The organism is Crocosphaera sp. (genome assembly GCF_030064895.1).
Classification (GTDB): Bacteria; Cyanobacteriota; Cyanobacteriia; order Cyanobacteriales; family Microcystaceae; genus Crocosphaera.
Map to the genome: position 1 here is coordinate 36,768 of NZ_JASJEB010000020.1, position 20,005 is coordinate 56,772.

Genomic DNA, 20,005 nt, shown 5'->3' on the forward strand with positions numbered 1-20,005 from the left:
GAGGAACTTACTTAAGACTTTAATTCCCCTGTTTCTTTTAAAATTTGCTCTTCTAAATTAGAGGAAATATGAAAGTGTGAATCGGAACGTAACTGGTTAATAATTGTTTTTACTGATGATACATTGCCTTGCTGCCATCCTCTTAAAATAATGCCTAAAACTCCAGTGATATTTAACCCTAAATTTCTGGCAATTTTCCTTCCATCCCTTTCATCAAGTAATTTCCAATCTGCTTTTAATTCAATAGCTAAAGCAATCGCTTCAGATTCTCCTTCGTCTAATTCCCGTCTTAATAATTTGACAAAAGCTTCATTTTCTACTGATTTAACTCTTATCCAAGAAGCATCAAAAGCTTCTCTTAATTGTAAGGAACCTGGAAGATTTTCGTTAATTCTTAACTCCTTTAAAACAGCATTAGGAATAATAATCTCTCTAAATTGTTCTCTAACAAGATGCAGTTGATTGATTATTGCTAAATTAAGCAATGGGGATGTGTTACTAATGACTTGCATAGCTTAAATCTTCTTCTAATTCTTGTTGAGTATAATGTCGATTAGTTCCTCTTTCTCCTAATAATTGACTAAATTGATAATGTTCCATTTTTGCTAATTCTCTAGCTTTTCCAAAAGACAGTAATTCTTGTTGGTATAAACTCACAGCTAATTCTTTTAGTAATTCACTTTCAAGACGTTTTTCTGGTAAGCGAATCGATTGTATAATAGAATCGGGAATAGATAATTTCATGGTTTAATGTTTAGCTAGATTTACATCTAAAATTATTATAACAGTTATTATCACCAACTTTTAAATTATATTACTCCCTTCTGATTTTATTTGTTTAGGTTAAATAATTCTCTAAAACTAAAAAAGTAGATTAAATTATTATCTAGCTTAATGTCTGATAATTATATTGATTTTACTCATCTTAAGTCATCTTTTGTGTTAAAGAACTAGCTACAAAAAAGCCTACTAAAAGTAGGCTTTTCAATCAGCAAAATAGACTAAATTACTATTTAATCATCGGCGCTTTAACTGCCAAATCATAGCGAGAAGCAACTTCTACTTCTTCAACTAAACTAGGCACAGATTGACGTAACAAAGCGGTTAATTGAGTGGTGGTTGAATCGTAAATCTGAGTCACAATTTTCGGATACAAACCAATACCAATAATGGGAATTAACAGACAGGCAATAATAAACACCTCTCTGGGTTCTGCGTCAATTAGTTTGGTATGAGAAACTAACTCTTTATTCTCCGGTCCATACAACATTTCTCGTAACATGGACAGTAAATAAATGGGGGTTAAAATGACACCAATGGCAGCTAAAAAGACGATAATAACTTTGAAAGTCGAGTTATAAGCATCGCTAGTAGCAAAGCCCACAAACACCATTAATTCTGCCACAAAGCCACTCATTCCCGGCAACGCTAAAGAAGCCATTGAACAAGTGGTCCACATAGCAAATACCTTCTTCATTTTCTGACCAACACCACCCATTTCATCTAACATTAGGGTATGGGTACGGTCGTAGGTTGCCCCCACCATAAAGAAGAGACTCGCCCCAATTAAACCGTGGGAAATCATCTGTAACATTGCCCCACTCATACCAATATCGGTAAACGAAGCAATACCTATCAAGACAAACCCCATGTGAGAGATGGAAGAATAGGCAATTTTCCGCTTTAGGTTACGTTGGGCAAAGGAGGTTAAGGCCGCATAAACAATATTCACCACCCCTAAAATAACCAACACCGGGGCAAAATAGGCGTGGGCATCGGATAACATTTGTGCATTCATCCGTATCAGGGCATAACCCCCCATTTTTAAGAGAATACCCGCTAGTAACATATGCGCCGGCGCTGTAGCTTCTCCGTGGGCATCCGGTAGCCAAGTATGAAGGGGAAAAATCGGTAATTTTACTCCGTAGGCGATGAGGAAACCAGCATACAAGAATAATTGTAACTTCAACGGGATATCTTTAGCTGCGATGGTCGCCATATCAAAGGTGACAGTATCCCCGTAAAAGGCCATGGTTAAAGCAGCAACCAGGATAAACAAAGAACCCCCTGCTGTGTAGAGGATAAACTTAGTAGCTGCGTACAAACGCCGTTTTCCGCCCCAAATAGATAAAATAAGGTAAACCGGAACTAATTCTAATTCCCAAACCAGGAAAAACAGTAACATATCCTGTACAGCAAACACGGCTATTTGTCCGCCGTACATAGCTAACATCAGGAAATAGAAGAGTTTGGGCTTAAAAGTCACCGGCCAAGCAGCCATGGTTGCTAAAGTGGTGATAAAGCCGGTTAATAAAATCAGAGGCATAGCCAAGCCATCAGCCCCCACAGACCATTTTAGGTCTAGTTGCGGAACCCAAGCATAGCTTTCTACTAGCTGTAAGTCGGGGTTACTGAGGTCATAACCGGTATAAAAAGCGTATACAATAATAGCAAAATCGATTAAACCCACGGTTAAAGCGTACCAACGGACGGTTTTGCCGTCTTTGTCGGGAATAATGGGGATTAACAAGGCTGCTACAATGGGAAAGAGAATAATGGTGGTTAACCAAGGAAAATTAGCAAGGTTCATTGATATTTTCTAAGCATTCATCAAAATTTAGGGTTTTGCTAGGAGTCAGGAGTGATATAACCATCTATGAAAGTTCCCTGTTGCCTGACACCAAACCCGTTCGGTATGATCGTGGTGAGAGCCTAAACTGTGAGGATAAATGACAATCCAGACTATCACCATTACACCCATCAATTTAACAAGATTTTTCTATAGATAATATTGTAAAAATCTTAAATTTTTTGAAAGCTTTAATTGCTTAGCAATTTATAATTATAAATTCTACATTCTACATTCTACATTCTCAATATGACTTTATCTTCTTTTCGCCCTGCTAAAATTACGGCTGTTTTATCGGATTCTATTGCCGAAGAAATTGGCTTTGAAGTTGGGGATGCTATTGTTTCTATTAATGGCACAAAACCCCGTGATTTAATCGATTATAATTTTTTATGTGCTGATGAATTCTTAGAATTAGAGGTATTAGATGGTCAGGGTAAGCTGCATCAAGTGGAAATAGAAAAAGATTATGATGATAATTTAGGTTTGGAGTTTGAAACGGCTTTATTTGATGGTTTGATTCAATGTAATAATCGTTGTCCTTTTTGTTTTATTGATCAACAGCCTCCAGGAAAACGAGATAGTTTATATTTGAAAGATGATGATTATCGTTTAAGTTTTTTGTATGGTAGTTATTTAACTTTAACTAATTTGACAGAAAGAGAATGGCAAAGAATTGAAGCTATGCGTTTGTCTCCTTTATATGTTTCTGTACACGCAACGGAACCAGAAGTTAGAACTAAATTGTTAAAAAATGAACGAGCAGGATTAATTAAAAAACAGTTTAAATGGTTTCAAGAAAGACGGCTACAAATTCATGCTCAAGTGGTGGTATGTCCTGGTATTAATGACGGTATACATTTAGAAAGAACTTTGCAAGATTTAGCGGAATTTTCTTTAGGAGAAATCCCCACTATTTTATCAGCAGCAGTGGTTCCTGTGGGTTTAACTAGATTTCGTCCCACAGAAGATAAATTAATACCTGTGAGCCAAGAAAAAGCACAAGAACTTATTAAACAAGTACAAACTTTACAACAAGAATTTCATCAAAAATTTAACAGTAATTTTGCTTGGTTAGCCGATGAATGGTTTTTAATTGCTCAAGAAGAGTTACCGACAGAATCTCATTATGAAGATTATCCGCAAATAGGTAATGGTGTGGGTTCTATTCGTCAATTTATTAAAGAATTTCAAGAAAAAGCTAAACAATTATTACCCGAAAAAATAGAAAATAAAAAAACCTTAACTTGGGTTGTAGGTAATGCAGTAGAAAAAGCCTTTCAACCCTTAGTTAAACAACTAAATAATGTTGGAAATTTAACCATTAATTTAGCTCCATTAAATAGTGACTATTGGGGACAAGAAATTACCGTAACAGGTTTATTAACAGGAGAAGATATTGTTTCCAAATTAAAGAATAGAGATTTAGGCGATGGAATTTTATTACCTTCTATTATGTTAAAAGATCACGATACAGTTTTTTTAGATGATCTGAGTGTTGAGAAAGTTTCTGATTACTTAAACAGTCCTATTATCATTATTAATAGTATTTCTGACTTGATTAAAAATTGTTGTTAAATTATCTATGAGTTATTTTTTCTTATGTTTTGGGTATACGCATCATTTAACAGAGAATGATTTCTACTTCTAAAGTGTTATTATTAACACAATATACCATTAACAAAAATCTTGTAATATGAAAGTTAAATAGGTATTAAAGCGACTAAAAGCAGATGGATGGTATCAAGTAAGAATGAGAGGAAGTCATCGAATTTTAGCTCATCCTCAAAAATCAGGTATTGTTGTCGTTCCAGGAAAATTAAGTAATGATATTCCTATAGGAACTTTATCAGCTATTTGGAAACAAGCAAAATTAGGAGAAGACAAATGAAACAGTATGCAGTGATTTATGAAAAAGGTGAAACAAATTGGGGAGCAATTGTTCCCGATTTACCAGGATGTGTTAGCATCGGTGATACTTTAGAAGAAGTACAAGAAAATGTTAAAGAAGCGATCGCGCTTTATTTAGAGGTATTAGAAGAAAGAGGTGAAGAAATACCTGAACCTTCGACAAAAGTAGGATTAGTTAATGTTTAATTTTTATTTTTTTACAACCCCAACAAATAAAAAAGGTAAAAGAAATTGCTACAGCGCAAGGAATTTATTATAATGAACTTATTAAGCAATGGATTGTAGAAAAAGCATCTCAAAAAAACATGAGTAAATGGCGTGTTATTCTTGAAAAAGATATAGAAACAGGATATTTTTCTGTTTGCTGTCCAGAGTTACCAGGTTGTACCTCTTGCGGAGAAACAGAAGAACAAGCATTAGAAAATATAAAAGAAGCGATAGAGTTATATTTACAACCGGATGACATTAATTTATCCTCTGATGTGATGATTAGAGAGGTAATAATTACATGACTCGTATGCGTCGGTTAACTTCAAAGGAAGTTGAAAAATTGCTAAAAAAATATGGATTTGAATTAATTTCACAAAAAGGAAGTCATAGAAAATGGCGTAATATTGATTAGAATTAATGTTAGGTTATTTGAAAAGATAATTATTGATAATCACGCTTAAACTTCACGACTCATAAACTTTACTTCTATGAGCAATAAAAACAACAGTAACTTGATAATGTGTTTCATCAATTTCATAAATTACTCTATAATCACCGACACGATAACGATAATAACCTGATAAGTTACCTTTCAACTTTTTGATATTTGGGTAAGTATAGGGATCAACTTTTAAACGCTCAAAACAGCGATCTAATTTTTTTTGTAATGAACCAGAAGCAGATTCAAAAAAAGCTTGAGCATCAACACTAATTAGAACAGTATAACTAATATTTTCGCTTGAGTTGTTCAACGGAAATTACCTTATTTTCTTTGACGTTTTTTTGCGCTTGAGCAAATGCTTCCTTAAATCCCTCAATTTTTAGTAATTCTTCAGTTGCTTCATTATCGTCTTTTTCCAGTAAATCAACTAAGAAATCAGCAACAAGTAAAAGCTTGTCTGTTGATAGTTGATCTATATATGATTGGACTTGCTGACGAAGTTCTAGATTACTCATAAATAAACTACACTGCATTGTAACAAAATTATATCTTATATTCAGCTAAAGGATCATTAAAATCATCACTCATCCAAATTTTTCCTTAATGTAATCCCAAAACTCTTTTTTTAGGAGAAGGTTTTGACTTCTCTAAAGTTAACGAAGATTCTTCAATAATAGAGTTTATATAGTCTAAGATTTGTTGTTGTTTATCAAGGGGAATATTTTGAAATTTAGTGATAATGTTTTGAGTTATGTCATTAGTTGTCATAAACTAAACTTAAATTTCACTATGAATATTATATCAAATTGAACTGAATGAGTTAGAATACAATCATGAAGGTATGTTACACTACAGTTAATCCACCATACAATATTGTTGATCATACTATTGAGTAGCAAGATAGCAATATACTTGAGGTATCAAGGAGATAAACCGTGAAACAGGAATTATTCAATGAATACTTTTTAGATGTAACTAGATGGGTGAAAAAATCACGGGAATTAATGATTGCAGCCAACTACTTGATAGGAATAAGTAATGGTCTTTTTAATACTGGTAATGACGTAATTAATAATTACTCAAAGTTACAATACCATCCTTTTGAAGCATGGGCAAGTGTCAGCAGTGCTGCATCACTTCTTTTAGGATTAGCATTGGAAAACTTGGTAAAAAGTCATTTAATTGAGAAAGAAAAAATTTATATTGATAAGAACAACAAGGTTAAGGGATTACACGGTGGACATGATCTTTTAAAAATGCTTAATGATTCTGATTATAGTTTAAATGAAAACGAGCAAGAAAATATAAAATTGCTTACCTTTCAGCTACAGAGTCTCAGCAAATATCATCTTGCAAAAAATCCTACTAAACAAGCAGAGTTTACTGGAAGAACAACAAATCCTGTTACTATTTATAATTTAGTCATGAAGATAGCTCACGAATTATTAAGTGAAAATAATCGGAAGCTGTTTTTAAATTCAGATGATAGTTATGATCACATACCTCTAAAACCAAATTTTACAGAAATACCAACAAAAGAAATTTTAAAAATTGTGGATGCTTTACGAAAAAATGGACATCTATAATTTTACTGTGTATATTCATCAAAATCATCTGACATTTCAATTAAACCTTTTGCACTTCCGAATTTTGGTCTAGGTTTTTGGGATTTTAAGGGCAAAATTTGAAACGGTTGTCCATGATTTACATTATCTTGAGATTCCTGTTCATCAATTAAAGAGGAATCTTCAGAAACAGTAACAGTTAACTCTAAACCTAACTTATTTAACCAACTAGCTAAACTGTAAATTACATCGCTTCCTGATTGATTTAATAAGTCATCAATTTTATTTTTCTGTAGTTGTATTTCATGAGGAGATAATTGAGTTTCTCCTAAAGCTTCTAAGATGTTTTCTAAGGCGATTTTTAATAGTTCAGTTTCGGGGTTTTCTTCTTGTAAAATTGCCCAAAGATAAGCGGTTGCTTCTGTGGAATCTTTTAAAGATTCTATTAAATATTGATGATAGTTTTTAGTCTTTGTCATTTCCTTGATTCCTTTGATAATCTAACCAGTATTGTTTCGCTTGTCTAATGTCTTTTTGTTGACTGTCTTTATCACCTCCACATAATAGGATAATCAAAATTGAACCTTTTTGAGCAAAATAAATTCTATAACCTTTTCCATAGTTTATCCTCAGTTCACAAACTCCGTCTCCTACTGATTTATAATCTCCTAAATTTCCTAATGTGACCCTGGTTAACCTTGTTTTTATTTTAGCTCTTGTTTTACCATCTTTCAATTTATTTAACCATTCCTCAAAAGGAACTTTACCCTCTGAAGTTTTATAGATTAAAATTTGTTTAGGTTGGTTTTCCATGAGATTTTAAGCAGTTTTAAGTCTTGTGTTAATTTCTGACGTATCAGCAACTTCTAAAAACAACTCAACTGCTTCTTTTAAATTGTCTCTTACTTCTTCTATTGTCTCTCCTTGACTAGCAATATCTAACTCTGGACAAAGAGATACATAACCATCTCCTTCTCTTTCAATAATTTCTGTAAATTGTTGTATTGTTTGCATTGTCATTAATATTTTCGAGATTAATTTTTACTATTATAACTAATCGTTTAAAATAGAAATGCTTTCCAATCTATATTATCTATTGTCTTTCATCAATAATTGAATTAAATACACTTAAACGTAAAATTGTCAATCCTAAAATAAATAACTTTTGTAAATATAAACTTGAGTAAACACTCAGAAAATTTGTCAATATTTGTAACAAAATATGTCATTTTTCTTTACAAAATGTGTCAAATTATCCATGAAACAATCCATTGGGTGTCGTTTTCTGATACAAACACATAGAGAGCTAATTGATTTTGGCGGGCAACTTTCTTAGCCGATGTTGCTAGATTCCCCACCGTTTCAGACCTTAATAAAAACAAAGGAGCCATACCATATATGTTTACCCATGTCAAGTCCACCATTCGCCATATCGTTCCAGAGGGAACTAATGGTCGTTCTTTGCTAAAGGTGGTCTATGTGGTGTTAGAACCTCAATATCAGAGTTCCCTTTCCGCAGCAGTTAATGCTATTAATAAGAATAATCCTAATCTAGCCATCGAAATCAGTGGCTATTTAATTGAAGAGTTAAGAAACCCCGAAAATTACGCAGAATTTCAAAGAGATGTGGCAGAAGCGAACTTATTTATCGCTTCTTTAATTTTCATCGAAGACCTAGCAGATAAAGTGGTTGAAGCGGTGAAGCCCCATCGTGATAACCTAGATGCAGTATTGGTATTCCCTTCAATGCCCCAAGTAATGCGCTTAAATAAGTTGGGTAGCTTTTCCATGGCCCAGTTGGGACAGTCCAAAAGTGCGATCGCCCAGTTTATGCGCAAACGCAAAGAAAATTCTGGGGCCAGTTTCCAGGATGCTATGTTAAAGTTATTGCGAACACTGCCTCAAGTTTTGAAATATCTGCCAGTGGAAAAAGCGCAAGATGCTCGCAACTTTATGTTAAGTTTCCAATATTGGTTAGGAGGGTCTTCTGAGAACTTAGAGAACTTCTTAGTCATGTTAGCTCATAAATATTCCTATCCCGATCTTTTCGAGGATAAAGAGGTTGACTACAAAGAGCCTGTGGTTTATCCTGACATGGGAATATGGCATCCTTTGTCCATGCAGATGTTTGAAGATGTTCCCTCCTATCTGGAATGGTATAACAGTCGTAGCGATATTTCCGATGACTTAAAAGACCCCTTGGCCCCTTGTATCGGACTTATTTTACAACGAACCCATCTTGTCACCGGAGACGATGCACATTATGTCGCAATGGTGCAAGAATTAGAATGTATGGGGGCAAAAGTTATCCCTGTGTTTGCCGGAGGGTTAGACTTCTCCAAACCAGTGGAAGCTTATTTCTGGGACAACACAGTTAAAGGAGTGGAACCCGTTGCTACTGTTGATACTGTAGTATCATTAACCGGTTTCGCATTAGTAGGTGGTCCAGCGCGTCAAGATCATCCCAAAGCGATAGAATCATTAAAACGCCTCAACCGTCCCTATATGTGTGCGTTACCCTTGGTCTTCCAAACCACAGAGGAATGGGAAAAAAGCGATCTCGGGTTACATCCCATCCAAGTTGCGTTGCAAATAGCCATCCCTGAATTAGACGGTGCCATCGAACCCATTATAATGTCAGGACGGGACGGAAATACAGGCCGGGCGATCGCACTTCAAGATCGTATCGAAGCAGTAGCCCAACGAGCTATGAAATGGGCTACCTTAAGGAAGAAGCCTAAACTAAACAAAAAAGTAGCTATAACCGTGTTTAGTTTCCCACCCGATAAAGGAAATGTGGGAACAGCAGCATATTTAGACGTATTTGGCTCAATTTACGAAGTAATCAAAGCCTTACAGGGTAATGGTTACGATGTACAGGAAATTCCTGACTCTCCGAAAGAACTCATGGAAGCCGTCATACACGACGCACAAGCACAATATGCTTCTCCTGAGTTAAATATAGCCCATCGGATGTCTGTAGAGCAATACGAACGCTTAACCCCTTATTCTGTCCGTTTAGAGGAAAACTGGGGACCACCACCAGGACATTTAAACAGCGATGGCCAAAATTTACTCATCTATGGGAAACACTTTGGTAACGTCTTTATTGGGGTACAACCCACCTTTGGATACGAAGGTGATCCCATGCGGTTACTATTCTCAAGATCCGCAAGTCCTCATCATGGTTTTGCTGCTTATTACACCTATTTAAACCAAGTTTGGAAAGCAGATGCTGTCCTCCATTTTGGAACCCATGGATCGCTAGAATTTATGCCAGGAAAACAGATGGGAATGTCAGGTGAATGTTATCCCGATAGTCTCATTGGTAGCATTCCTAACTTATATTATTATGCAGCTAATAATCCCAGTGAAGCGACAATTGCAAAACGTCGTAGCTATGCAGAAACTATCTCTTATTTGACTCCACCGGCTGAGAATGCAGGGTTATACAAAGGACTGCAAGAATTAAGTGAGTTAATAGGTTCCTATCAAACCTTAAAAGATGGCGGTCGTGGTGTTCCTATTGTTAACACCATCATGGATAAATGTCGCTTAGTTAATTTAGATCAGGATATTGAATTACCTGATACTGATGCTAAAGATATGAACCAAGAAGAACGAGATAATATCGTCGGTTTGGTCTATCGAAAATTGATGGAAATTGAATCTCGTTTACTTCCCTGTGGACTCCATGTTGTCGGTAAACCTCCCACCGCAGAAGAAGCGATCGCAACTTTGGTAAACATCGCATCCTTAGACCGAGAAGAAGAAGGAATTACTTCCTTACCTCGCATTATTGCTGACAGTTTAGACCGAGATATTGAAGAAGTCTATCAAAACAGCGATCGGGGAATTTTAGAAGATGTAGAATTGCTACAACAAATCACATTAGCAACCCGTGAAGCAGTGGCATCTTTAGTTAAAACCCAGGTAGATGCAGAAGGAAGAGTCTCTCTTGTATCTAAACTGAACTTTTTAAACTTAGGTAAAAAAGCCCCTTGGGTAGAAACTTTACACGATTTGAGTTACACAAATGTCGATCAAGATAAGTTAAAACCACTGTTTGAGTACCTCGAATTTTGTTTAGAACAGGTTTGTGCCGATAATGAATTAGGAGGGTTACTAAAAGCATTAGAAGGGGAATATGTATTACCTGGTCCCGGTGGTGATCCTATCCGCAACCCCAACGTTTTACCTACTGGTAAAAACATCCATGCGTTAGATCCTCAGTCCATTCCTACACTCGCTGCTGTCAAATCTGCAAAAATAGTAGTAGATCGTTTAATTGCCCGTCAAAAAATAGATAATGGCGGTAATTATCCTGAGACCATTGCTTGTGTATTATGGGGAACAGACAACATCAAAACCTATGGTGAGTCCCTAGCACAAATTATGTGGATGGTAGGAGTTAAACCCGTACCCGACGCATTAGGAAGGGTCAATAAATTAGAATTAATTTCCCTCGAAGAATTAGGACGACCTCGTATTGATGTAGTGGTCAACTGTTCTGGGGTGTTCCGTGACCTCTTTATTAACCAAATGAACCTCTTAGATCAAGCGGTTAAAATGGCAGCAGAAGCAGACGAACCTATCGAAATGAACTATGTTCGTAAACACGCATTACAGCAAGCAGACGACATGGGAATTAACCTCCGTGAAGCTGCTACCCGTATATTTTCCAACGCTTCGGGTTCCTACTCTTCCAACGTAAACTTAGCGGTAGAAAATAGCAGTTGGGAAGAAGAAAAAGAGTTACAAGATATGTATCTCAACCGTAAAAGTTTCGCATTCGATTCAGATAACCCTGGTATCATGAAAGATAACCGAAAAGTGTTTGAATCAGCGTTAAAAACGGCAGATGCAACCTTCCAAAACTTAGATTCATCGGAAATTAGTTTAACCGATGTTTCCCATTACTTTGATTCTGATCCCACAAAAGTTGTCGCTAAGTTACGGGATGATGGTAGAAAACCATCTGCTTATATTGCGGATACAACCACTGCTAATGCACAAGTTCGCACCCTTTCTGAAACCGTCCGTTTAGACGCGCGTACCAAGTTATTAAACCCTAAATGGTACGAAGGAATGTTATCTCATGGTTACGAAGGTGTGAGGGAACTTTCTAAGCGTTTAGTGAATACAATGGGATGGAGTGCAACCGCAGACGCAGTTGATAACTGGGTGTATGAAGACGTAAATACAACCTTCATTGAAGACGAAGAAATGTGTAAACGTCTGATGAATTTAAACCCTAATTCTTTCCGTAAAATGGTCGGTACATTACTCGAAGTTAACGGACGAGGTTATTGGGAAACCTCCGAAGAAAACTTAGAAAGGTTACAGGAATTGTACCAGGAAGTTGAGGACAGAATTGAAGGTGTAGAATAACATAGTAGGGTGGGCAATGCCCACCTTAACTTTTAAATTTATTGTCCATTAAAAACATCTTTAAGCAAAATTATGATAATGAACAATGAATATAAAACCTGTAGAATGGATGGGTAGTTCTTTGGATGACTTAAAACAGTTTCCTCAAGAAGTACAGTCCGATATGGGATACGCTTTGTATCTAGCACAAACAGGGATGTTATATAGTTCTTGTAAACCCTTAAAAGGATTTAAAGGTGCAGGAGTTATTGAAATTGTAGAAAATTTTGATGGCAATGCCTACCGAGCCGTTTATACTGTTAAACTAGAAGGAGTCATTTATGTCTTACACGCTTTTCAAAAAAAATCCAAACAGGGAATTACCACTCCTAAACAGGAAATTGATTTAGTCAAAAGAAGACTTAAACAAGCTCAACAACACTATCAAGACTATTATGCTAACTAATCTTTAACTAGCAGGAGAAATCATGAATCAAGAAATTAACTTTTACTCTGGTAGCGGAAATATTTTTGAAGACTTAGGCTTTGAAAATGCTGATGAAATGTTAGCTAAAGCTGAATTGACTAGACAAATTAATTTAATTATTCAGCAGAGACAATTGACTGATGAAGAAGTTGCTAAATTATTAAGCATAGAACCTTCTCAAGTAATAGAATTAGAAAAAGGAAAACTATTAAAATTTTCTACTGATGATTTAATTCGATTTTTGAAAGCGTTAGGTAAAGATGTAGAAATTGTTGTCAAAAATACCTCGTCTGTCTCAGGAAAGCTTACAGTTACTGATACAGAATCTAACGTGATGGTAAGTTAAAAATGAAACATAATAAAGACTCAGAAAATCTATATCTAGACTATTTTTTATACCTAAAATATCCTATTTCAATTTATCCTGAAGATGAAGGAGGATATACTGCTTTAATTCCTGACTTACCAGGATGTATAACTCAAGGGGAAACCTTAGAAGAAGTTGTTATTAATATTGAAGAAGCAAGAGAATTATGGATAGAGACAGTTTATAATAGTGGCAAAAAAGAGATTCCTTTACCATCAAGGAAATAGTTGATATTTTTAATTAAATAAGGTGTATTACACTTCGTTAATACACCCTACAAAATAGGTTATCTCACTGATTTGAAGGAAGTTTAAGTCCCCTAAATCCTACAGAAAACTTGGTATGTTCTCCCGCAGGATTTGTTGTACTGCGTTGATAACGAACTAAAGGAAAACTAGCATTAAACTCGGTACTAGTAGGGAATTCACAATCTGTTTGACCGACTGTAATTGTTGAACCAGGACTGATTAGAGTAAAATAATCTGGTTGATTGGCGGAAGATCGAACCGAAGCTAAACCTTGAAGACCTCGATCACTACAAGTCTGGCCAAAATTATCAGTAATAGTGCCTCTATTCCTCTCCCGATTTACTGCCAAATACAGGTCTTCGTTAGTTTTATTGGTAATAACAAAACCTAGCATTATCCTTCCATTTTGGTTTTTGCTAATTCCACTAATTTGCATTTTCATAAATTGGTTTTCAACTGCTTCAATAATCGTCGTGTCGCGAGGAGTTGCAGTTGCTTCCCAAGTATCGACTGATGGTGTTTTTGAAGATGGTATGACTTCAGGTTGACCAGACTGACTCATTCGAATTGTTCTGGCTAGGTCTTGTTCATTTTCTAAATTGATCGTAACGTTCTGCGTCGGATAGCCTGACTTAGTTAAAACAACACGAACATTTCCTTTACTGGGAATCTTAACGGTACCATAACCATTATCATCTGTGTATGTCATTTCAGGTGGTCCACTTGAACCCATCACAGTAACTTCTACTCCTCCTAAAAGTTCCCCTGATTCTGTTCTTGTATATAGTTCAACTTTTTCTTGTGTAATTGATTCAGTGGGTTTTTGTGTAATTGATTCAGTGGGTTTTTGTGTAATTGATTGAGGGGGACAACTTAAGTTTAGCAAAAAGCATCTAAACTCTGGAATACCGATTAAACCGACTAATACACTACCAGCAGTTAAAACAGTTCCTATAATTGTTAAAATTAAGAACCAATTAGGCTTTTTAGGCATAGGGGAAGGTGTTTGAGGAGCTTGATGTGTTCGACTCATAAAATTAAAAAGATTCAATATTTATAACCTCAATGGTACGAGTTCATTATGAAAATGACAGCATCAAAAAGACGGAAAAAGACGGTATAGATTACATACTATTATGGGTAGAATTGCTGAAACTCAACCTAATGCAAGTCGTGCTATGTTGGAGTTATTGGAACGTTCTATTGATGAGACTCAAGCGACTATAGCAGCAACCGAAGCAACCATTAACGAGGAAAAGAGAGGGTTTAACTTATCATGACACAAGAATCATTTACTCCTGATATAGAACAAATTAAAGCAACATCAGCATACCGAAGCAGAATATCAAAGATTAGTAAAATTTTTGGACGAATTAATTGATGTCGTAGGTGAAAATGAATCTCATCCCTTAGCATCATTAATGGAAGTAATAGGAGTATTAATTGAAAATTATTAAGATCAATATATTCCTGAATTATCGGCTTAAAATTGGCAGTTCTATAGAAATAATTGTGCTAAACTGTTATTAATTATAACTTTTTTAAACTCTCATGATTCAAGTTACCTTATCTCAAGATATTTTTACAGGTATTAGTAAACTTGCTAATCAGTTCAACTTATCTGTTGATGAACTTTTACAAGAAATTAGTCAAGGAAAATTAACCGTTATTGATACAGAAACGTTAGAAGACTTATTAGATGTTCGAGATGCTATCATAGCGGAAAATGATCCTGACAATCAAGAAAGAATTTCCTGGGAAGATATAAAACAAGATTTAGGATTATAATCTCAAACATGACAGAATATAAAATAGAGTTCCTGAAAAGTGCTAAGAAAGAACTTGAAAAACTTCCCAGAAACATTCAAGAAAGAATCAGCAATAAACTTGAAAAATTAAAAATAGATCCTTATTCTCCTGACGTGAAACAACTCAAAAATGGGGAGGGAAGGTTAATAATAAGAATAGGAGACTATCGAATTATTTATCGGGTTGAGAATAATATTTTAGTAATTTTGGTCATTAAAATTGGTCATCGTAGTAAAGTATATAAAAAATTATAAAAAATGGAAATAATAATGATTAAATTTAGAATTAATTTGGTAATATTGAATTGTGATTTGATAATTGAGGTGAATAAGTTATGATTAATCCTCTAGAAATTAAGTTTGATTCTTGTCAACTGACAGATGAACAATTCTATAAACTTTGTCAAGATAACCGTGATTTACGGTTTGAAAGAAATAGTAAGGGAGATATGATGATTATGGCACCAACAGGAGGAGAAACAAGTGAGCGTAATTCTGAAATTAATTTTCAATTGAGACTATGGAATAAACAATATAAACTAGGTAAAGTTTTTGAATCTTCTGGAGGTTTCAAGTTACCAAATGGTGCAGATAGATCCCCAGATGCTTCTTGGATAACTTTAGATAAATGGAATAATTTAACATTAAAACAACGTCAAAAGTTCCTGCCTTTATGTCCTGATTTTGTCATTGAATTACGTTCTCCCAGTGATAGTTTAAAATCTTTACAAGAGAAAATGCAAGAATATATAGAAAATGGAACAAAATTAGGTTGGTTAATTAATCGAAAAGATAAACAAGTAGAAATTTATCGACAAAAAAAACAAGTAGAAATATTAGATAATCCCACCACCTTATCAGGAGAAGATATCTTACCTAATTTTGTTTTAAATTTAGAATTAATTTGGTAAAAATATCAACAGTAACACAACCTTCTAGGTTGTTAAAATAATATAATTCTAAGCAATACTGCCTCTTTTTCTCGCCTCTTTATAAGAAGTTCCCACATTGTGTAAACCAACCCGAATCATTTGTTGTTCCAATAACGCAAAAAAACGAACGCGATCGCCACCTCGGATCACTGCTTGGTTATGAGACTCAGCTAAGGCAACAGGATAGCCAAACCCTTTACTTACCTGTGCTAACATAATCCCCAAAGCCTGATCGAATAACTCTTGATCTTCAACCACCCAGGCCGGCACTTCTACCCTAGCAATTTCCGTTCCTACATTAACGTAACAAAAATAGATGCGTTGCGCTTCATCATAAAGATCGAGAATACGGGCCGAACTTTTCCAGAGAGGTCCCCGTTCTCCAGGTTGCAGACTTTCCCCCCATAACGTCGTATCTCGTAAAGGTTCAATCATCTGACAAGGGGCCTTTTCTTCCCCCAAGTCCAGACAATTCATAATACAGTTTGGCGTGTCAAAGGTACAGTTATGAAGACGCAAAAAGTTGACAGCTTCCACACTACGGGAGGCACTAAGATACCCCATCAAAGGAATACGTGCAGCCTTTAATTGTTCCCAAGCCTCTTGAATAGGCACTAAAATTAAATCACGAGCATCATGGGCCAAACCGTCCAAAAACCAATAGACTAATGAGCCATCTACCATGCTTAAATTGGGTTCATGGTGGGCCCCTGGCGGTTTAACCCAACCACAGGCCATTTCCGCTAAACATTCGGCCTCTAAAACGCTTCGGCGATATCCTAACCATTCTTCTGTCCTAATACCCCATTGTCTCGAAACATAAAGGTCTTCGGGACGATAATAAACCTCTGGTAAACTATCTAATAAAGGGTGTAAATTTTGTCCATAATGAAGCATTACCCTTCCCACATTAATTAGATAACAATAGGCAATTTCGTGGTGAGAGGGAGCAATTTGTGAGCCATCTGTAGCAAAGACACTATGACTGTAAGGAGGAGGAACAATTGTTATGCGAGTGTCCAAAGGTTCCATAGGTATAGCAGCAGAAAAAATGAGGCGATCGCTCCAAGTTTGGTAAAGTTCGAGTAATTCTTCTTGTTTATTTTGTGCTTGTTTTAATATAGTTTTTGCCAGTTCCAGACGTTGGGAACTAGCGTTCATTTCTTGTTGAAAATGCTGACTAATTCCTGGGATTTTTCCTGCTAGTTTAGCGATGTCTAACATAAGAATTTTTTCTCCTCATTATTATTATAATACTCCATAAAATTCTAGTAAATTTAATGAATAAAAGGGGCAAAAAAATTTAATAAAGCATAACGATGACGAGATTGTATCCAGATTTTACCAATACCTTTAAAATGGCAAAATAGATTATGTTCTCCTACGGTTCCTATATGTACCCCCGACACCGACAAATTTTGAAGCTGTTTAATTTCATAGTTTAGTGTATCTTCAAAAGCCACTAAATAACTGAGATTAATAATATAGTTTCCTTTAACTGAAATTTCCTGAATATTACCATAATAATTTAACCATAAGTCTCCCGTTCCCAAAAGATGTAAAAAAAAGGAATCCCGTTCACTAATTGGCTTAATATTGGGAGACGATATCACTCTCAATTGAACTTTTTCACTACAAGCCAAAAAAGAAAATATTTGAGTAATTATTCCCGATTCTCCATCTAAATAATGATGTTGTATAGAACCAAGAACATCAGGAATTAAATAAACACTACCAGGTAACTTAGGAGCGGTTATTTCATGAATAGTTAAATTAGAAGTCAGAGAAAAATTAAGGTTTAAATCTAAAGAATCATTCATAACAGCTTTACCGATTTGAATAGAAGCATCTCTAATATTCAAGGCAGATATTTTAACAAAAGCCTTGTCTGAAGACTTTAATTTAATCATTAAATATGCAGAATCAGGGTCGTTATTAATTTGATATTCAAGGTGTTGATTAGTTGACATTTATTGTTTACTTAGATTTTAATTTCTTAGCGATTAAATAGCCCCAATTTTTTCCCTGATGGGTTTGACAGTATAACTTGCCCTCTCCCCTAAATTTTATGAAGATTTTGGGTTTTTGCCACCATTTTTCCTTAAGTTCTTTAACTTCATATTTTAGACTATTTTCAAAAGCAACTAAATGCTCAACCTTTACCCAATACTCTTCTTCAACTTCAATCAAATAAATTGCACCTAACCCATTGAGTAAGACTTCACCTTTTCCTGTCAGACTTAATAAAGTTAAAGTCTGATTTTCAGAGGGAAATTTAATTTCTGGAATACCAAAAAATAAAGTCATGGTGCCATCGCAGGCCAAATAAGCAGAGGCAACAACCACAAGTTTATACTTTTTAATGCTATGAACGACAATATTCCCAATCATAGCAGAAGCCAACAAAACCTCATTTGTATCGTTTAAACCGCAAAATTCTGTTAAAAACAGGGATTCTGTGGCAATTATCTTTGTATTAGATGATTTGCCCTTAGCTGAACTTCGACGGAAGCTAGTACTGATACTCACATTGCCACGCATAGCTACCAAAGTTCCTGCTTGAGTTATCAATGTTTGATCATTTTTCAAGAGAATACGAGCTATGGAACTTTCTCGCTCATTAATAATTTTAACTTTCATGTTGAACAGGGGAAGGGAAAAACAGAAGCAGAAGAACAAAGCTATAATTAAACGGAAAAAATTATTTAAAATTATTTCAGTGTTGATAGCGATGGCAAAATGACATGAACATACTACACATAATCAAAGTTGTTGGCGGAGTCAGTCTCATTGGCCTGGGAACCAGCATGGTATTAACAAACCCTGGACAGATAGATTACGAAAGTTATGCAACCGATACCCTCAGCAGCTATTTAAAGCAAGAACTGTGTTCACAAGCATCGGGAGGGTTAGGCAGTTTTCTCGCTAGTCATTGCAAAACCCTTGTTGATACTGGAAAACCTCACATGAAGCGGGTTATCGCTAATAAAACCATTCGCCAAAACTACTTGTTATTTAGTGTTTATGAAACAGAACTGCTTTTGCCCTCTCCAGTTCCCAATTACGAATTTGGAACCATCGGGGTATTTCAGCAATTTTACACCTATCAAGCTGATAAATTTTAGTAAACCATGACTAACAGCCCCACCCCTATTTTAAACCCAATCAAAACCAATCAGGCCACAGAAGTTATCGAAACCCTGATTAATTTAGCCCAACAGGGAGAAATCGATCCTTGGGACGTTCAAGTAATTGATGTTATCGATCGCTTTTTGCAAGAATTAGGCATCAACGACTATGGAGATAACATTTACGAACAAGCCACTTTACCCAAGTCAGGACAAGCTTTTTTATGGGCATCGATGCTAGTCCGTTTCAAAGCCGATTCTTTAGAACAACTAGAAAGCGACCAGAGTGAGCCAGAATTACCTTGCGACCCAGAAGAAATGACGGAAGAGGGACATAGACAGTTCCGTATTTCCGACCTAGAAAAACATCTTCGTCGTAGAACTGCCGCCCGTCCTCCTCGTCAACGTCGTGTTACCCTGCAAGAGTTAATCACTCATATCGAAGAAATTGCCGAAGAAATAGAAACAGCAGGGCCCCCTCGTCGTCGCAAAGCAACCCCTAAACCCCATTCCCAACGAGAAGCCATGAAAATGGTGACTCAATTGGCACACCAGGAAAATTTAACGGAATTAGCCCAACAATTAGAAGTTTTTTTCGCCCAACAGTGGCCAAATTCACCCGAAATAGAACGAAAACTAGATTTAGACGACTTATTACACCAATGGCATCAACTTAACCCTCCCCACGACGACCATAAACAAGATCGAGTTGGGGTCTTTTGGGCTTTATTACTCCTCTCCTCTCAATCCAAAGTCGAATTATCTCAAGAGGAATTTTATCAAGACCTCACCATTCAAGTGCTTTGAGTTATATTATTGAACGATTAACCATTAACTGATTTAAAATCGTTATCCGAATTTAGCAAAACTTAATGGTAAACTAAGCAGTGTCACCTTAAATACCTGTG

Annotated in this window: 28 protein-coding genes and 1 pseudogene; 16 read left to right on the forward strand and 13 right to left on the reverse strand. The window is 35.7% G+C overall.

The genetic code is table 11. From position 1 onward, the window contains the following. Nucleotides 1-11: 11 nt before the first annotated feature. From QNJ66_RS07640 to QNJ66_RS07650, 3 genes are all read right to left on the reverse strand, one after another. Entirely contained in the window at nucleotides 12-512 is a 501-nt protein-coding gene (locus tag QNJ66_RS07640; protein WP_300504796.1) for a DUF3368 domain-containing protein, read from the reverse strand. After that, nucleotides 499-744 carry a UPF0175 family protein gene (locus QNJ66_RS07645; RefSeq protein ID WP_300504799.1) on the reverse strand — a complete coding sequence of 82 codons (246 nt, stop codon included), beginning with the start codon at nucleotides 742-744 and terminating at the stop codon, nucleotides 499-501. Before QNJ66_RS07645 ends, QNJ66_RS07640 begins: the two co-directional genes overlap by 14 nt. A gap of 265 nt (nucleotides 745-1,009) precedes the next feature. Continuing rightward, nucleotides 1,010-2,590, reverse strand: a complete 1,581-nt coding sequence (locus QNJ66_RS07650; protein ID WP_300504801.1) for an NAD(P)H-quinone oxidoreductase subunit 4 — start codon at nucleotides 2,588-2,590, stop codon at nucleotides 1,010-1,012. Nucleotides 2,591-2,878: 288 nt separating this feature from the next. Between QNJ66_RS07650 and QNJ66_RS07655 the strand changes: the two genes are divergently transcribed. The 5 genes and pseudogenes from QNJ66_RS07655 (at nucleotide 2,879) to QNJ66_RS07675 (ending at nucleotide 5,162) form a co-directional block, all read left to right on the forward strand. Then, complete coding sequence (locus QNJ66_RS07655; RefSeq protein ID WP_300504805.1) at nucleotides 2,879-4,207, forward strand: TIGR03279 family radical SAM protein; 1,329 nt, start codon at nucleotides 2,879-2,881, stop codon at nucleotides 4,205-4,207. Between the two features lie 118 nt (nucleotides 4,208-4,325). After that, nucleotides 4,326-4,520: pseudogene (locus tag QNJ66_RS07660) on the forward strand (type II toxin-antitoxin system HicA family toxin). After that, nucleotides 4,517-4,726, forward strand: a complete 210-nt coding sequence (locus QNJ66_RS07665; RefSeq protein WP_300504807.1) for a type II toxin-antitoxin system HicB family antitoxin — start codon at nucleotides 4,517-4,519, stop codon at nucleotides 4,724-4,726. Before QNJ66_RS07660 ends, QNJ66_RS07665 begins: the two are co-directional and overlap by 4 nt. A 119-nt stretch (nucleotides 4,727-4,845) precedes the next feature. Further along, nucleotides 4,846-5,052, forward strand: a complete 207-nt coding sequence (locus QNJ66_RS07670) for a type II toxin-antitoxin system HicB family antitoxin (RefSeq protein ID WP_300504810.1) — start codon at nucleotides 4,846-4,848, stop codon at nucleotides 5,050-5,052. Between the two features lie 5 nt (nucleotides 5,053-5,057). Then, the gene (locus QNJ66_RS07675) at nucleotides 5,058-5,162 is read left to right on the forward strand and encodes a type II toxin-antitoxin system HicA family toxin (RefSeq protein ID WP_300504888.1); all 105 of its coding nucleotides are present in this window, start codon (nucleotides 5,058-5,060) and stop codon (nucleotides 5,160-5,162) included. A gap of 52 nt (nucleotides 5,163-5,214) precedes the next feature. Here the strand turns inward: QNJ66_RS07675 and QNJ66_RS07680 are convergent, their stop codons facing one another. From QNJ66_RS07680 to QNJ66_RS07690, 3 genes are all read right to left on the reverse strand, one after another. Next, nucleotides 5,215-5,502 carry a type II toxin-antitoxin system RelE/ParE family toxin gene (locus QNJ66_RS07680; RefSeq protein WP_300504813.1) on the reverse strand — a complete coding sequence of 96 codons (288 nt, stop codon included), beginning with the start codon at nucleotides 5,500-5,502 and terminating at the stop codon, nucleotides 5,215-5,217. After that, the gene (locus QNJ66_RS07685) at nucleotides 5,477-5,707 is read right to left on the reverse strand and encodes a hypothetical protein (protein ID WP_300504816.1); all 231 of its coding nucleotides are present in this window, start codon (nucleotides 5,705-5,707) and stop codon (nucleotides 5,477-5,479) included. The genes QNJ66_RS07680 and QNJ66_RS07685 overlap by 26 nt, the downstream gene beginning before the upstream one ends. Nucleotides 5,708-5,792: 85 nt before the next feature. Beyond that, nucleotides 5,793-5,960, reverse strand: coding sequence for a DUF2281 domain-containing protein (locus QNJ66_RS07690; RefSeq protein ID WP_300504819.1), 168 nt, complete (start codon nucleotides 5,958-5,960; stop codon nucleotides 5,793-5,795). 167 nt (nucleotides 5,961-6,127) lie between these two features. Here QNJ66_RS07690 and QNJ66_RS07695 point away from each other — a divergent pair, with 167 nt between their 5' ends. Then, on the forward strand, nucleotides 6,128-6,778 hold the full coding sequence (locus QNJ66_RS07695) for a hypothetical protein (protein ID WP_300504820.1): 651 nt from the start codon (nucleotides 6,128-6,130) through the stop codon (nucleotides 6,776-6,778). A 2-nt stretch (nucleotides 6,779-6,780) separates the two neighbouring features. Here QNJ66_RS07695 and QNJ66_RS07700 read toward each other — a convergent pair whose 3' ends face one another. From QNJ66_RS07700 to QNJ66_RS07710, 3 genes are read right to left on the reverse strand one after another with little or no spacing between them, the layout of a single operon-like run. Next, the gene (locus tag QNJ66_RS07700) at nucleotides 6,781-7,236 is read right to left on the reverse strand and encodes a hypothetical protein (protein ID WP_300504821.1); all 456 of its coding nucleotides are present in this window, start codon (nucleotides 7,234-7,236) and stop codon (nucleotides 6,781-6,783) included. Further along, nucleotides 7,223-7,570: a type II toxin-antitoxin system RelE/ParE family toxin gene (locus QNJ66_RS07705; protein WP_300504824.1), complete on the reverse strand. Its 348-nt coding sequence runs from the start codon at nucleotides 7,568-7,570 to the stop codon at nucleotides 7,223-7,225. Before QNJ66_RS07705 ends, QNJ66_RS07700 begins: the two co-directional genes overlap by 14 nt. Nucleotides 7,571-7,576: 6 nt before the next feature. Continuing rightward, nucleotides 7,577-7,777, reverse strand: a complete 201-nt coding sequence (locus QNJ66_RS07710) for a type II toxin-antitoxin system HicB family antitoxin (protein ID WP_300504826.1) — start codon at nucleotides 7,775-7,777, stop codon at nucleotides 7,577-7,579. A 378-nt stretch (nucleotides 7,778-8,155) separates the two neighbouring features. Here QNJ66_RS07710 and QNJ66_RS07715 point away from each other — a divergent pair, with 378 nt between their 5' ends. From QNJ66_RS07715 to QNJ66_RS07730, 4 genes are all read left to right on the forward strand, one after another. Beyond that, nucleotides 8,156-12,148, forward strand: a complete 3,993-nt coding sequence (locus QNJ66_RS07715) for a magnesium chelatase subunit H (RefSeq protein WP_300504828.1) — start codon at nucleotides 8,156-8,158, stop codon at nucleotides 12,146-12,148. Nucleotides 12,149-12,233: 85 nt separating this feature from the next. Continuing rightward, nucleotides 12,234-12,593 carry a type II toxin-antitoxin system RelE/ParE family toxin gene (locus QNJ66_RS07720; protein WP_300504831.1) on the forward strand — a complete coding sequence of 120 codons (360 nt, stop codon included), beginning with the start codon at nucleotides 12,234-12,236 and terminating at the stop codon, nucleotides 12,591-12,593. A 22-nt stretch (nucleotides 12,594-12,615) separates the two neighbouring features. Further along, nucleotides 12,616-12,960, forward strand: coding sequence for a helix-turn-helix transcriptional regulator (locus QNJ66_RS07725; RefSeq protein WP_300504834.1), 345 nt, complete (start codon nucleotides 12,616-12,618; stop codon nucleotides 12,958-12,960). A 2-nt stretch (nucleotides 12,961-12,962) separates the two neighbouring features. Further along, a complete protein-coding gene (locus QNJ66_RS07730) occupies nucleotides 12,963-13,208 on the forward strand; it encodes a type II toxin-antitoxin system HicB family antitoxin (protein WP_300504836.1) in 246 nt (81 codons plus the stop codon). Between the two features lie 64 nt (nucleotides 13,209-13,272). On the opposite strand, the gene QNJ66_RS07735 is transcribed toward QNJ66_RS07730, so the two are convergent. Continuing rightward, nucleotides 13,273-14,262, reverse strand: a complete 990-nt coding sequence (locus tag QNJ66_RS07735) for a hypothetical protein (RefSeq protein WP_300504837.1) — start codon at nucleotides 14,260-14,262, stop codon at nucleotides 13,273-13,275. A gap of 103 nt (nucleotides 14,263-14,365) precedes the next feature. Here QNJ66_RS07735 and QNJ66_RS07740 point away from each other — a divergent pair, with 103 nt between their 5' ends. From QNJ66_RS07740 to QNJ66_RS07755, 4 genes are all read left to right on the forward strand, one after another. Further along, the gene (locus QNJ66_RS07740; RefSeq protein WP_300504840.1) at nucleotides 14,366-14,509 is read left to right on the forward strand and encodes a hypothetical protein; all 144 of its coding nucleotides are present in this window, start codon (nucleotides 14,366-14,368) and stop codon (nucleotides 14,507-14,509) included. Between the two features lie 271 nt (nucleotides 14,510-14,780). Beyond that, entirely contained in the window at nucleotides 14,781-15,017 is a 237-nt protein-coding gene (locus tag QNJ66_RS07745) for a hypothetical protein (protein ID WP_300504843.1), read from the forward strand. A gap of 8 nt (nucleotides 15,018-15,025) precedes the next feature. Further along, on the forward strand, nucleotides 15,026-15,292 hold the full coding sequence (locus QNJ66_RS07750; protein ID WP_300504845.1) for a type II toxin-antitoxin system RelE/ParE family toxin: 267 nt from the start codon (nucleotides 15,026-15,028) through the stop codon (nucleotides 15,290-15,292). An 80-nt stretch (nucleotides 15,293-15,372) separates the two neighbouring features. After that, nucleotides 15,373-15,948 carry a Uma2 family endonuclease gene (locus tag QNJ66_RS07755; RefSeq protein ID WP_300504846.1) on the forward strand — a complete coding sequence of 192 codons (576 nt, stop codon included), beginning with the start codon at nucleotides 15,373-15,375 and terminating at the stop codon, nucleotides 15,946-15,948. Nucleotides 15,949-15,996: 48 nt separating this feature from the next. Here the strand turns inward: QNJ66_RS07755 and QNJ66_RS07760 are convergent, their stop codons facing one another. From QNJ66_RS07760 to QNJ66_RS07770, 3 genes are read right to left on the reverse strand one after another with little or no spacing between them, the layout of a single operon-like run. Further along, nucleotides 15,997-17,193: a DNA double-strand break repair nuclease NurA gene (locus QNJ66_RS07760; RefSeq protein WP_300504849.1), complete on the reverse strand. Its 1,197-nt coding sequence runs from the start codon at nucleotides 17,191-17,193 to the stop codon at nucleotides 15,997-15,999. 53 nt (nucleotides 17,194-17,246) lie between these two features. Next, complete coding sequence (locus tag QNJ66_RS07765; RefSeq protein WP_300504850.1) at nucleotides 17,247-17,939, reverse strand: TIGR00266 family protein; 693 nt, start codon at nucleotides 17,937-17,939, stop codon at nucleotides 17,247-17,249. Nucleotides 17,940-17,946: 7 nt separating this feature from the next. Continuing rightward, nucleotides 17,947-18,609, reverse strand: coding sequence for a TIGR00266 family protein (locus QNJ66_RS07770; protein WP_300504851.1), 663 nt, complete (start codon nucleotides 18,607-18,609; stop codon nucleotides 17,947-17,949). Between the two features lie 167 nt (nucleotides 18,610-18,776). Here QNJ66_RS07770 and QNJ66_RS07775 point away from each other — a divergent pair, with 167 nt between their 5' ends. After that, nucleotides 18,777-19,094 (forward strand): DUF4359 domain-containing protein, encoded by a 318-nt coding sequence (locus tag QNJ66_RS07775; protein WP_300504854.1) that lies wholly within the window; start codon nucleotides 18,777-18,779, stop codon nucleotides 19,092-19,094. Between the two features lie 6 nt (nucleotides 19,095-19,100). After that, nucleotides 19,101-19,904 (forward strand): segregation/condensation protein A, encoded by an 804-nt coding sequence (locus QNJ66_RS07780; RefSeq protein ID WP_300504856.1) that lies wholly within the window; start codon nucleotides 19,101-19,103, stop codon nucleotides 19,902-19,904. Nucleotides 19,905-20,005 lie beyond the last annotated feature (101 nt).